The following is a 13,692-nucleotide window of genomic DNA, read 5'->3' as shown; positions in this document are numbered from 1 at the left end:
ATGAGCAAACAACGAATTTTTGTTGCCGGTCATCGCGGAATGGTGGGTTCCGCGATTGTTCGCCAGCTGGAACAGCGCGGTAACGTCGAACTGGTCGTTCGCAACCGTGATGAACTGAATCTGCTCGATGCGGGCGCGGTACAGGCATTTTTTGCCGAGCAGCGCATCGACCAGGTCTATCTGGCGGCGGCAAAAGTGGGCGGCATTGTCGCCAACAACACTTATCCGGCAGATTTCATCTACGAAAACATGATGATTGAGAGCAACATCATTCACGCTGCGCATCTGCATAACGTGAACAAGCTGCTGTTCCTCGGCTCATCCTGTATCTACCCGAAGATGGCCAAACAGCCCATCGCCGAGAGCGAGCTGCTGCAGGGCACGCTGGAAGCGACCAACGAGCCCTACGCCATCGCCAAGATTGCCGGGATCAAGCTGTGCGAATCCTATAACCGCCAGTACGGTCGCGACTATCGCTCGGTGATGCCGACCAACCTGTACGGCCCGAACGATAACTTCCACCCGAGCAACTCGCACGTGATCCCGGCGCTGCTGCGTCGTTTTCACGAGGCGACCGTCAGCAACGCACCGGAAGTGGTGGTGTGGGGCAGCGGTACGCCGATGCGCGAGTTCCTGCATGTGGATGACATGGCCGCCGCCAGCATTCACGTGATGGAGCTGGCACGCGAGGTGTGGCAGGAGAACACCGAGCCGATGCTGTCGCACATCAACGTTGGCACCGGGGTGGACTGCACTATCCGTGAGCTGGCTGAGACTATCGCTCAGGTGGTGGGATACAAGGGCCGCGTGGCCTTCGATGCCAGCAAACCCGACGGCACGCCGCGCAAGCTGCTGGATGTGACCCGTCTGCATCAGCTGGGCTGGTTCCACGAGGTGACGCTGGCGCAGGGGCTGGCCAGTACTTACCAGTGGTTCCTGGAAAACCAGCAGCGGTTCCGGGGGTAGATATGTTTTTAAGTCAGGAAGATTTTGCCACTGTGGTGCGTTCCACTCCGCTTATCTCCATCGATCTGGTGGTGGAGAACGAGCGGGGCGAGTTCCTGCTCGGGCAACGCACCAACCGTCCGGCGCAGGGCTACTGGTTCGTGCCGGGTGGGCGGGTGCAGAAAGACGAGACGCTGGAAAATGCCTTTGCCCGTCTGACACAGGCGGAGCTGGGGCTGCGCCTGCCGATGACGGCGGGGCAGTTCTACGGGGTCTGGCAGCACTTCTATGACGACAACTTTTCCGGCACCGGTTTCACCACCCACTACGTGGTGCTGGGCTATCGCCTGAAGGTGAATCAGGCAGACCTGCGTCTGCCTGATTCTCAGCACGATGATTATCGTTGGCTGACGCCTGAACAGCTTCTGGCCAGCGATAACGTGCATGACAACAGCCGGGCCTACTTCCTGGAACAGTCAGGGGTGCCGGGTTTATGAAAATTTTGGTGTACGGCATTAACTACTCCCCGGAGCTCACCGGTATCGGCAAATACACCGGCGAGATGGTGGAGTGGATGGCCAGCCAGGGGCACGAGGTGCGGGTCATTACGGCCCCGCCTTATTACCCTGAGTGGCAGGTGGGCGAAAATTATTCAAACTGGCGCTATCGTCGCGAAGAGGGGGCTGCCACCGTCTGGCGCTGCCCGCTGTATGTGCCGAAACAGCCATCGACTTTAAAGCGTTTGATTCATCTGGGCAGCTTTGCCCTGAGCAGTTTCTTCCCGCTGATGGCGCAACGTCGCTGGAAGCCGGATCGCATTATTGGCGTGGTGCCGACCCTGTTTTGCACCCCAGGCATGCGCCTGCTGGGCAAGCTCTCCGGGGCCCGCACCCTGCTGCACATTCAGGATTATGAAGTGGACGCCATGCTCGGCCTGGGTATGGCGGGCAAAGGCAAGGGCGGCAAAGTCGCGAAACTGGCCAGCGCCTTTGAGCGCAGCGGCCTGCACAACGTGGATTATGTCTCGACCATCTCCCGCTCGATGATGAACAAAGCGCAGGAGAAGGGCGTGGCGGCGGAGAAGGTGATCTTCTTCCCTAACTGGTCGGAAGTGGCGCGTTTTCGCGACGTCACATCTGACGACGCAGCAGCGCTGCGCGCGCAGCTGGGTCTGGCTGAGGCGCAAAAGATTGTTCTCTATTCCGGCAATATCGGTGAGAAGCAGGGGCTGGAGAGCGTCATCGACGCTGCCGCCGCGCTCAGCGATAAGCCCTTGCAGTTTGTGATTGTCGGCCAGGGGGGCGGTAAAGCGCGGCTTGAAAAGCTGGCCCGCGAGCGCGGCCTGCATAACATTCAGTTCTTCCCGCTGCAGTCTTACGACGCCTTACCGGCGCTGCTGAAGATGGCCGACTGCCATCTGGTGATACAGAAGCGCGGCGCGGCGGATGCGGTCCTGCCCTCCAAGCTGACCAATATTCTGGCGGTGGGCGGCAACGCGGTGATCACTGCCGAAGCCCACACCGAACTGGGCCAGCTGTGTGACAACCTGCCGGGGATCGCCGTCTGCGTGGAGCCCGAGTCGGTACCCGCCCTGGTAGAGGGGATCGAACAGGCGCTGAACATGCCCAAAGAGAACAGGGTAGCCCGTGACTATGCCGAACGCACGCTCGAGAAAGAGAACGTGCTGAGCCAGTTTATTGCAGATATTCGGGGATAAATCATGAGTAAAAATACGTTGTACCCGGTGGTAATGGCAGGTGGCTCTGGCAGCCGGTTGTGGCCGCTCTCCCGCGTGCTCTATCCAAAACAGTTCCTCTGCCTGAAAGGGGAACTCACCATGCTGCAGACTACGGTCAACCGCCTGAACGGCGTGATGTGTGAAAGTCCGGTGGTGATCTGTAACGAACAGCACCGCTTTATCGTCGCCGAGCAGCTGCGTCAGCTGAACAAGCTGACCGAAAATATCATTCTGGAACCTGCCGGACGTAACACCGCCCCGGCCATCGCCCTGGCGGCGCTGGCCGCCCAGCGCAGCAGCCCGGATTGCGATCCGCTGATGCTGGTGCTGGCCGCGGATCACGTGATCCAGCAGGAAGAGGCGTTCCGCGAGGCCGTGCGTTCAGCTATTCCTTATGCCGAAAGCGGCAAGCTGGTCACCTTCGGCATCGTGCCGGATATGCCGGAAACCGGCTATGGCTACATTCGCCGTGGCAACGTGACGCCGGGTGAGGGGGACAACCTCGCCTTTGACGTGGCGCAGTTTGTCGAAAAACCGAATCTGGAAACCGCCCAAGCCTATGTCGCCAGCGGCGAGTATTACTGGAACAGCGGCATGTTCCTGTTCCGCGCCGGACGTTATCTGGAAGAGCTGCGGAAGTACCGCCCGGATATTCTGGAAGCCTGCGAAAAAGCGATGGCTACCGTTGACCCGGATCTGGACTTTATCCGCGTTGATGAAGCCGCGTTCCTCGCCTGCCCGGAAGAATCGGTGGACTACGCGGTGATGGAACAGACGGCTGATGCGGTGGTGGTGCCGATGGATGCAGGCTGGAGCGATGTAGGCTCCTGGTCCTCGCTGTGGGAAATCAGCAACCAGACGCCGGAAGGCAACGTTCATCACGGGGATGTGATCAGCCATAAAACGGAAAACAGCTACGTCTACGCTGAATCCGGGCTGGTGACTACCGTCGGGGTGAAAGACCTGGTGGTGGTCCAGACCAAAGACGCGGTGCTGATTGCCGATCGCAACGCGGTGCAGGACGTCAAAAAAGTGGTCGAGCAGATCAAAGCCGATGGCCGCCATGAGCACCATATTCACCGCGAAGTGTACCGTCCGTGGGGCAAATATGACTCCATCGACGAGGGCGATCGCTATCAGGTTAAACGCATCACCGTGAAACCGGGCGAGGGGCTGTCGGTGCAGATGCACCATCATCGCGCCGAGCACTGGGTGGTGGTGGCGGGAACCGCCAAAGTGACCATTAACGATGTGGTGACGCTGCTGGGTGAAAACGAATCCATTTACATCCCGCTGGGGGCGACCCACTGCCTGGAAAACCCGGGGAAAATCCCACTCGATCTGATTGAAGTGCGCTCCGGCTCGTATCTGGAAGAGGACGACATCGTTCGCTTCGAGGATCGCTACGGGCGGGTTTAACCCCTGAGCGTGGCTTGCCGGATGCGCGTTGCTTATCCGGCCTACGAATGACGCAAAACAAAAAATTAAATTGGCCCTGTCCGGGTCGGGCCAACTGTTGCCTGAATAAGGGGTAATGATGCAAAAATTAACCTGTTTTAAAGCCTACGATATTCGCGGCAAGCTCGGTGAAGAGCTGAATGAAGACATTGCGTGGCGCATTGGCCGCGCCTACGGCGAATACTTAAAGCCAAAGACCATTGTGCTGGGCGGTGACGTGCGTCTGACCAGCGAAGCCCTGAAACTGGCCCTGGCGAAAGGGCTGCAGGATGCGGGCGTTGACGTGCTGGATATCGGTTTGTCCGGCACCGAAGAGATCTACTTTGCCACCTTCCACCTGGGCGTTGACGGCGGGATCGAAGTCACCGCCAGCCATAACCCGATGGACTACAACGGCATGAAGCTGGTGCGCGAGGGGGCTCGTCCGATCAGCGGCGATACCGGCCTGCGCGACGTCCAGCGTCTGGCGGAAGCCAATGATTTCCCGCCGGTGAACGAGGCGAAACGCGGCAGCTATAAAAAGAGTGATCTGCGTGAGGCCTATATCGATCACCTGCTGGGCTACATCAACCTGGCGAACCTCAAGCCGCTGAAGCTGGTGATCAACTCCGGCAACGGCGCGGCAGGCCCGGTGGTGGACGCTCTGGAAGCCCGCTTTAAAGCGCTTAACGTGCCGGTGACCTTCGTTAAAGTCCACAACACCCCGGACGGCACCTTCCCGAACGGTATTCCAAACCCGCTGCTGCCGGAGTGCCGGGCCGATACCCGCAACGCGGTGATTGAGCACGGCGCGGACATGGGCATCGCCTTTGACGGCGACTTCGACCGCTGCTTCCTGTTCGATGAAAAAGGGCAGTTTATCGAGGGCTACTACATTGTCGGCCTGCTGGCTGAAGCCTTCCTCGAGAAAAACCCCGGCTCGCGCATTATTCACGACCCGCGTCTCTCCTGGAACACGGTGGATGTCGTGGCTGCGGCGGGCGGCACCCCGGTGATGTCGAAAACCGGCCATGCCTTTATCAAAGAGCGGATGCGGGAAGAGGATGCGATCTACGGCGGAGAGATGAGCGCTCATCACTACTTCCGTGATTTTGCCTACTGCGACAGCGGGATGATCCCGTGGCTGCTGGTCACTGAACTGCTGTGCCTGAAGGGCCAGACGCTGGGTGAACTGGTGCGCGATCGCATGGCGGCCTTCCCGGCGAGCGGGGAGATCAACAGCACGCTCGCGGCCCCGGCCGAGGCGATTGCCCGCGTGGAGAACCACTTCGCTCTGCACGCGCTGGAGATCGACCGCACCGACGGGATCAGCATGACCTTCCCCCAGTGGCGCTTCAATTTACGCTCGTCGAACACCGAGCCGGTGGTGCGCCTGAATGTGGAATCCCGCGCCGATGCGGCGCTGATGGCGGCGCGAACGCAGGACATTATGGCGCTGTTGAATCAGTAATCCTTGCCCCTCTCCCGACGGGGGAGGGGCCCCTGAAACAGGAACAACGATGACAAATCTAAAAAAGCGCGAGCGAGCCAAAACGAATGCATCGTTAATCTCTATGGTGCAGCGTTTTTCTGATATCACCATCATGTTCGGTGGCTTGTGGATGGTGTGTAAACTCAGCGGGCTGCCCTTCCTCTACATGCATCTGCTGATGGCGCTGATCGCGCTGGTAGTCTTCCAGATGATCGGCGGCATGACTGACTTCTACCGCTCATGGCGTGGCGTCAAGATCGCCACCGAGCTGCTGCTGCTGTTGCAGAACTGGACCTTAAGCCTGGTGTTCAGCTTCGGGCTGGTGGCCTTCAACAACGACTTTGATAATCGCTTTGCTACCTATTTTGCCTGGTACCTGCTCACCAGCGTGGGGATGGTGGTCTGCCGATCGCTGATCCGCTACGGCGCAGGCTGGCTGCGTAACCGCGGCTACAACACCCGTCGGGTGGCGGTGGCCGGGAGTATGCCCGCCGGACTGGCGCTGCTGGACGGTTTTCGTAAAGAGCCGTGGCTGGGGTTTGATGTGGTCGGGGTTTATCATGACGCACAGCCCGGTGGCGTATCGGCTGACTGGGCCGGGAACTACTCCCAGCTGGTTGACGATGCCAAAGCCGGCAAGATCCACAACGTCTATATCGCCATGCCGATGAGCGATGAGGCCAGAATCAAAACCCTGATGCGCAAACTGGCGGACACTACCTGCTCGGTGATCCTGATCCCCGATGTGTTTACCTTTAACATCCTCCATTCCCGCATTGAAGAGGTAAACGGCGTGCCGGTGGTGCCGCTGTATGACACGCCGCTCTCCGGCCTCAACCGGGTGCTGAAGCGCGTGGAGGATATCGTCCTCTCATCCCTGATCCTGCTGCTGATCTCCCCGGTGCTCTGTGCCATTGCGCTGGCGGTGAAGCTCACATCTAAAGGGCCGGTGATCTTCCGCCAGACCCGCTACGGTATGGACGGTAAGCCGATTATGGTGTGGAAATTCCGCTCCATGAAGGTGATGGAGAACGACGAGGTAGTGACCCAGGCGACGCAAAACGATCCGCGCGTCACCCGCGTCGGTAACTTCCTGCGTCGTACCTCCCTCGACGAACTGCCGCAGTTTATTAATGTGTTAACCGGGGGCATGTCGATTGTCGGCCCGCGTCCACACGCCGTGGCCCATAACGAGCAGTATCGCGCCCTGATTGAAGGCTACATGCTGCGCCACAAAGTGAAACCGGGCATCACCGGCTGGGCGCAGATCAATGGCTGGCGCGGCGAAACCGACACCCTGGAGAAGATGGAAAAACGCATTGAGTTCGACCTGGAGTACATCCGCGAGTGGAGTCTCTGGTTCGATATCAAAATCGTGTTTCTCACCGTCTTCAAGGGCTTTGTGAACAAAGCGGCGTATTAAGATGAGCTTACGTGAAAAAACCCTCAGCGGGGCAAAGTGGTCGGCTATCGCCACGGTGATCATCATCGGCCTCGGGCTGGTGCAGATGACGGTGCTGGCGCGCATTATCGATAACCACCAGTTTGGCCTGCTGACCGTCTCGCTGGTGATTATCGCTCTCGCCGATACGCTGTCGGACTTCGGCATCGCCAACTCGATTATTCAGCGCAAGGAGATCAGCCATCTGGAGCTGACCACCCTTTACTGGCTGAACGTCGGACTCGGGATTGTGGTGTGCGTGGCGCTGTTTTTGCTGAGCGATGCCATCGCTGGCGCACTGAACAACCCGGAGCTGGCTCCGCTGATGCGCGCCTTGTCGTTTGCGTTTGTGGTGATCCCGCACGGGCAGCAGTTCCGCGCGCTGATGCAAAAGGAGCTGGAGTTCAGCAAAATCGGCATGATTGAAACCAGCGCCGTGCTGGCCGGGTTTACCTTTACCGTGGTCAGCGCCCACTTCTGGCCGCTGGCAATGACCGCCATCCTTGGTTATCTGGTCAACTCTGCTGTACGTACACTGCTGTTCGGCTTCTTTGGTCGCAAGATTTACCGCCCTGGCTTCCACTTCTCGCTCAAATCGGTGTCATCCAACCTGCGCTTCGGCGCCTGGCTGACCGCCGACAGCATCATCAACTACGTGAACACCAACCTCTCGACGCTGGTGCTGGCACGCATCCTCGGCGCCAGCGTGGCGGGGGGCTATAACCTGGCGTACAACGTGGCGGTGGTACCGCCGATGAAGCTCAACCCGATCATCACCCGCGTGCTGTTCCCGGCCTTTGCCAAAATTCAGGACGACACTGAAAAGCTGCGGATCAACTTCTACAAGCTGCTGTCGGTGGTGGGGATCATTAACTTCCCGACCCTGCTGGGGCTGATGGTGGTCTCCGGCAATATGGTGCCGCTGGTGTTCGGCGAAAAGTGGATTAGCATTGTGCCGATCCTGCAGCTGCTGTGCGTGGTGGGCCTGCTGCGCTCGGTCGGTAACCCGATTGGTTCCCTGCTGATGGCCAAAGCCCGCGTTGATATCAGCTTCAAATTCAACGTCTTCAAGACATTCCTGTTTATTCCGGCGATCGTCATCGGCGGCCATCTGGCCGGCGCGATGGGGGTGACGCTGGGCTTCCTGCTGGTGCAAATCATTAACACCGTGCTGAGCTACTTCGTGATGATTAAGCCGGTACTGGGCTCCAGCTATCGCCAGTACATCCTGAGCCTGTGGCTGCCGTTTTACCTGTCACTGCCGACGCTGGCGGTGAGCTATGGCTTAGGGCTAGCCCTTAACGGCCATCTCCCGCTGGCGGCGCTGCTGGCGGTGCAGGTCGCTGCCGGTGCGCTGGCCTTCGCGGTGATGATTGTGCTGTCGCGTAATGCGCTGGTGGTGGAGATCAAACGTCAGTTCTGCCGCAACGAAAAGATTAAAACGCTGCTTCGCGCAGGCTAATTTTAAGAGGTCATTATGAAATTACTGATTCTGGGCAACCATACCTGTGGTAACCGTGGTGACAGCGCCATTCTGCGCGGCCTGCTGGATGCCATTTACGCTCTGTCGCCGGAGACTGAAGTCGATGTGATGAGCCGCTACCCGGTGAGCTCCTCCTGGCTGCTGAACCGCCCGGTGATGGGCGATCCGCTCTACAGTCAGATGAAACAGCACAACAACGCTGCCGGCGTAATGGGTCGGGTGAAAAAGGTGCTGCGCCGCCGCTATCAGCACCAGGTGCTGCTCTCCCGCGTGACCGACACCGGCAAGCTGCGCAACATCGCCATCGCCCAGGGCTTTACCGATTTTGTTCGTCTGCTCTCCGGCTACGACGCCATCATTCAGGTGGGCGGCTCTTTCTTCGTTGACCTCTACGGCGTGCCGCAGTTCGAGCATGCGCTCTGTACCTTTATGGCGAAAAAGCCGCTGTTTATGGTCGGCCACAGCGTCGGGCCGTTCCAGGATCCGCAGTTCAACCAGCTGGCAAACTATGTGTTTGGCCACTGCGATGCCCTGATCCTGCGTGAGTCGGTGAGTCTGAATCTGATGCAGCGCAGTGAGATTGATACCACCAAAGTAGAGCAGGGGGTGGACACCGCCTGGCTGGTGGATCATCAGGAGGCGAACTTTACCCCCAGCTATGCGGTGCAGCACTGGCTGAACGTGGTGGGGCAGCAAAAAACCGTCGCCATCACCCTGCGCGAACTGGCTCCGTTCGACAAACGACTGGGCACCACTCAGGCAGCCTACGAAAAGGCCTTTGCCGAGGTGGTGAACCGGGTGCTGGATAGCGGCTATCAGGTGCTGGCGCTCTCCACCTGTACAGGGATCGACAGCTACAACAAAGATGACCGCATGGTGGCGCTGAATCTGCGCCAGCACGTCAGCGATCCGTCGCGCTACCACGTGGTGATGGACGAACTTAACGACCTGGAAATGGGCAAACTGCTCGGCGCCTGCGATCTGACCGTGGGTACCCGTCTCCATTCGGCAATCATCTCCATGAACTTTGGCACCCCGGCCATTGCCATCAACTACGAACACAAGTCTGCCGGGATCATGCAGCAGCTGGGGATGCCGGAGATGGCGGTGGATATTCGCCATCTGCTGGATGGCTCTCTGGGGGCGATGGTGGGCGACACCCTCGGCCAGCTGCCGGCCATCAACGAACGCCTGGCGGTGGCGGTGAAAGCCGAACGTGAGAACGGCATCAGGATGGTGAAATCGGTGCTGGATCGGGTCGGGGAGGGCAAATGAAGGTTGGTTTCTTCTTACTGAAATTCCCGCTGTCGTCCGAAACTTTTGTGCTTAACCAGATCACTGCGTTTATTGATATGGGTTATGACGTGGAGATTGTCGCCCTGCAGAAGGGCGACACACAAAATACCCACGCCGCCTGGACCCAATATGACCTGGCCAGCAAAACCCGCTGGCTGCAGGATGAGCCGCAGGGCAAGCTGGCGAAATTGAGTTACCGCGCCCGCCAGACCCTGCGGGGGCTGCATCGCCCGGGCACCTGGAAAGCGCTGAACGTCTCCCGCTATGGCGCCGAGTCGCGCAATCTGATCCTCTCCGCCATCTGCGGCCAGACGGCACAACCCTGGCGTGCGGATGTGTTTATCGCCCACTTCGGCCCGGCCGGGGTGACGGCGGCCAAGCTGCGAGAGCTGGGCGTTATCGAGGGCAAAATCGCCACCGTCTTTCACGGGATCGATATCTCCAGCCGCGACGTGCTGAACCATTACACCCCGGAATATCAACGCCTGTTTCAGCGCGGCGATATGATGCTGCCGATCAGCGAACTCTGGGCCGGACGGCTCAAAAGTATGGGCTGCCCGCCCGAGAAAATCACCGTCTCACGCATGGGTGTGGATATGCAGCGCTTCACCCAACGTCCGGTTAAAGCCCCGGGAAGCCCGCTGGAAATTATCTCGGTGGCGCGCCTGACCGAGAAAAAAGGGCTGCATGTGGCGATCGAGGCCTGCCGCCAGCTTAAAGAGCGTGGGGTGGCGTTTCGCTATCGCATCCTCGGTATTGGCCCCTGGGAACGCCGCCTGCGTACCCTGATCGAACAATATGGGCTGGAGAATTGTGTCGAGATGCCCGGGTTCAAGCCCAGCCATGAAGTCAAAGCCATGCTCGATGCTGCGGATGTGTTCTTACTTCCGTCAGTCACCGGCGCGGATGGCGACATGGAAGGCATCCCGGTGGCGCTGATGGAGGCGATGGCGGTGGGGATCCCGGTGGTCTCCACGGTGCACAGCGGCATTCCAGAACTGATCGAGCCTGGCCACTCCGGCTGGCTGGTGGAAGAGAACAACCCGGCGGCACTGGCCGGGCAGCTGGAGAGCTTTGCTTCACTTGACGATCGGGCGCTCTCGCCGGTGCTGCACAACGCGCGCCGGAAAGTAGAGACCGATTTCAATCAACACCTGATTAACCGGCAGTTAGCCACTCTGCTTCAGACGCTTTAAAAAGGGAGGCGATATGCCGAAAGAGATGACGCGACGCGCGTTTGTCACCACCTGTTCCGTCCTGGCTGCCGCACCGCTGATCGGCGTGCGGGCCGCCACCACCAGCAGCACGGTAGACATCAGCCGCTACAACCATCGTGACTGGATCGCGGCGTTCAAAAAGGCCTTTACCGACGGCGATACCGTGGTGGTGCCCGCAGGGCTGACCTGCGACAACATCAACACCGCCATTTTTATCCCCGAAGGTAAAACCCTGCGTATACGCGGCGCGCTGACCGGTAACGGGCGCGGACGGCTGGTACTGCAGGATGGGAGTAAAGTGATTGGCGAAGGGGAGGGGCGTAGCGAAAATATCACCCTAGACGTCCGCGGCTCCGACTGCGTGATCCAGGGGCTGGCGATGAGCGGTTATGGCCCGGTGACCCAGATTTACATCGGCGGCAAAAAGCCGCGGGTAATGCGCAACCTGCTGATCGACAACCTGCGGGTGACGAAAGCCAACTATGCGATCCTGCGTCAGGGATTCCACAACCAGATAGATGGCGCCAAAATCACCAACTGCCACTTCAGCTATCTGCAGGGCGATGCCATTGAGTGGAACGTGGCGATCAACGACCAGAACATCCTGATCTCTGACCACGTTATCGACCATATCGACTGCACCAACGGCAAGATTAACTGGGGGATCGGCATCGGGCTGGCCGGCAGCACCTACGACAATGCCTACCCGGAAGACCAGGCGGTGAAGAACTTTGTCGTCGCCAATATCACCGGCAGCAACTGCCGCCAGTTAGTGCATGTCGAGAATGGTAAACACTTTATTATCCGTAATGTTAAAGCCCGAAATATCACCCCGGACTTTAGCAAGAAAGCGGGGATTGATAACGCCACGGTAGCAATATATGGCTGCGATAATTTTGTCATCGATAACGTAGAAATGATCGACAGCGCAGGCATGTTAATTGGTTACGGGGTGATCAAAGGCAACTATTTGTCGATCCCGCAGAATTTTCGCCTCAACAATATTCATCTCGACAACCAGAAGCTTGCGCGTAAATTGCGCGGAATACAGATCTCTTCCGGCAATGCCACCTCGTTCGTGGCGATCACCAATCTCGAGATGAAGCGCGCTACGCTGGAGCTGCATAATAAACCGCAGCATCTTTTTATGCGTAATATCAACGTGATGCAGGATGCCACTGTCGGGCCCGCACTGAAGCTGAATTTCGACCTGCGCAAGGATGTGCGTGGGAAATTTATGGCCCGGGAAGAGACGCTACTCTCCCTGGCGAACATTAACGCGGTTAATGAGAAAGGCCAAAGTTCGGTGGATATCGACCGCATCGATCAGCACACGATTAATACGGAACGGCTGAATTTTAATCTGCCGAAGCGCTAAATATTAACCAGACACCATTTTGCGAAGATTCCTGGAATTTAAGCGCGCGGATTCGGACTGCATCCACTGGTATTCGTCTGGCAGCGGCGTAACATCTACGCCTGATTTGTAGCAAATCGTGCTGGCGAAACCAGGCTAAAGAGCTATAATTCGGCAACCATTTTAAGGTGGAAGAAATATGATTAATTTGAAAGCGGTTATTCCGGTAGCCGGTCTGGGCATGCATATGCTCCCGGCCACAAAAGCCATTCCTAAAGAGATGCTGCCGATCGTTGACAAGCCGATGATTCAGTACATCGTCGACGAGATTGTTGCTGCAGGGATCAAAGAAATCGTTCTGGTAACCCATTCTTCGAAGAATGCGGTGGAAAACCATTTCGACACCTCCTACGAACTTGAAGCCCTTCTGGAGCAGCGCGTTAAGCGTCAGCTGCTGGCGGAAGTGCAGTCCATCTGCCCGCCAGGTGTGACCATTATGAACGTTCGCCAGGCGCAACCGCTTGGGCTCGGTCACTCTATTCTGTGCGCGCGTCCTGTGGTCGGCGATAACCCATTTGTGGTTGTTCTGCCGGACATCATTCTGGATAACGCCTCTGCCGATCCGCTGCGCTACAACCTTGCCGCTATGGTTGCCCGTTTCAACGAAACCGGTCGCAGCCAGGTGCTGGCGAAGCGCATGAAGGGCGATCTGTCCGAATACTCGGTTATTCAGACCAAAGAGCCGCTGGATTCAGAAGGTCAGGTCAGCCGTATCGTTCAGTTTATTGAGAAACCGGATCAGCCGCAGACGCTCGACTCCGATCTGATGGCTGTCGGTCGCTATGTACTCAACGCTGAAATCTGGGCTGAGCTGGAGCGTACCGAGCCAGGCGCCTGGGATCGTATTCAGCTGACGGATGCTATCGCGGAACTGGCGAATAAGCAGTCTGTGGACGCCATGCTGATGACCGGTGACAGCTACGACTGCGGTAAGAAGATGGGATACATGCAAGCCTTTGTTCAGTATGGCCTTCGTAACCTGAAAGAAGGGCAGAAGTTCCGGGAAAGCATGAAGAAACTATTAACCAACGATTAACGATTGGTTGGTCGTTGACTAAACGGCAGTGGATCATTCCAGGCTTTCATAGGCCATGAGAATGACACTGCCGTTTTCTTTTTAAATATTTTCTTAAATTTCAGTCAGTTAATTGCTGCTTTTTTGTCTTGTTAGCCTGTTTTTTTCCCTTGTTTCTGCTGGCATTTAAGACGACAATTATTAATTGACT

General features: G+C 57.9%; 11 protein-coding genes. All 11 read left to right on the top strand.

Translation table 11 applies throughout. From position 1 onward, the window contains the following. The 11 genes from G7090_RS15025 to galF all read left to right on the top strand — a co-directional run bounded on the left by G7090_RS15025 (position 1) and on the right by galF (position 13,502). On the top strand, positions 1 to 966 hold the full coding sequence (locus tag G7090_RS15025; RefSeq protein ID WP_166182941.1) for a GDP-L-fucose synthase: 966 nt from the start codon (positions 1 to 3) through the stop codon (positions 964 to 966). Positions 967 to 968: 2 nt separating this feature from the next. Continuing rightward, complete coding sequence (locus G7090_RS15020) at positions 969 to 1,442, top strand: GDP-mannose mannosyl hydrolase (protein WP_166182940.1); 474 nt, start codon at positions 969 to 971, stop codon at positions 1,440 to 1,442. Next, positions 1,439 to 2,662, top strand: coding sequence for a colanic acid biosynthesis fucosyltransferase WcaI (gene wcaI / locus G7090_RS15015; RefSeq protein ID WP_106993495.1), 1,224 nt, complete (start codon positions 1,439 to 1,441; stop codon positions 2,660 to 2,662). Before G7090_RS15020 ends, wcaI begins: the two co-directional genes overlap by 4 nt. A 3-nt stretch (positions 2,663 to 2,665) precedes the next feature. Next, on the top strand, positions 2,666 to 4,102 hold the full coding sequence (gene cpsB, locus G7090_RS15010; protein WP_166182939.1) for a mannose-1-phosphate guanyltransferase: 1,437 nt from the start codon (positions 2,666 to 2,668) through the stop codon (positions 4,100 to 4,102). Positions 4,103 to 4,220: 118 nt separating this feature from the next. Further along, the gene (cpsG, locus tag G7090_RS15005) at positions 4,221 to 5,591 is read left to right on the top strand and encodes a colanic acid biosynthesis phosphomannomutase CpsG (protein WP_166185379.1); all 1,371 of its coding nucleotides are present in this window, start codon (positions 4,221 to 4,223) and stop codon (positions 5,589 to 5,591) included. Positions 5,592 to 5,640: 49 nt separating this feature from the next. Beyond that, a complete protein-coding gene (gene wcaJ / locus G7090_RS15000) occupies positions 5,641 to 7,035 on the top strand; it encodes an undecaprenyl-phosphate glucose phosphotransferase (protein ID WP_106993492.1) in 1,395 nt (464 codons plus the stop codon). 1 nt (position 7,036) lies between these two features. After that, positions 7,037 to 8,515: a colanic acid undecaprenyl disphosphate flippase WzxC gene (wzxC, locus tag G7090_RS14995; protein ID WP_166182938.1), complete on the top strand. Its 1,479-nt coding sequence runs from the start codon at positions 7,037 to 7,039 to the stop codon at positions 8,513 to 8,515. Positions 8,516 to 8,530: 15 nt separating this feature from the next. Further along, on the top strand, positions 8,531 to 9,811 hold the full coding sequence (wcaK, locus tag G7090_RS14990) for a colanic acid biosynthesis pyruvyl transferase WcaK (RefSeq protein ID WP_156264201.1): 1,281 nt from the start codon (positions 8,531 to 8,533) through the stop codon (positions 9,809 to 9,811). Continuing rightward, a complete protein-coding gene (gene wcaL / locus G7090_RS14985) occupies positions 9,808 to 11,028 on the top strand; it encodes a colanic acid biosynthesis glycosyltransferase WcaL (RefSeq protein WP_166182937.1) in 1,221 nt (406 codons plus the stop codon). Before wcaK ends, wcaL begins: the two co-directional genes overlap by 4 nt. Positions 11,029 to 11,041: 13 nt before the next feature. Beyond that, entirely contained in the window at positions 11,042 to 12,427 is a 1,386-nt protein-coding gene (gene wcaM, locus G7090_RS14980; RefSeq protein ID WP_166182936.1) for a colanic acid biosynthesis protein WcaM, read from the top strand. 178 nt (positions 12,428 to 12,605) lie between these two features. Beyond that, entirely contained in the window at positions 12,606 to 13,502 is an 897-nt protein-coding gene (gene galF, locus G7090_RS14975) for a GalU regulator GalF (protein WP_106993487.1), read from the top strand. Positions 13,503 to 13,692: the final 190 nt, after the last annotated feature.

This window comes from Leclercia sp. 29361 (assembly GCF_011290365.1).
In the GTDB taxonomy this organism is placed as follows: domain Bacteria; phylum Pseudomonadota; class Gammaproteobacteria; order Enterobacterales; family Enterobacteriaceae; genus Enterobacter; species Enterobacter tamurae.
Note: the sequence above shows the minus strand (reverse complement) of the source record. Positions and strands in the feature narration are given on the sequence as shown.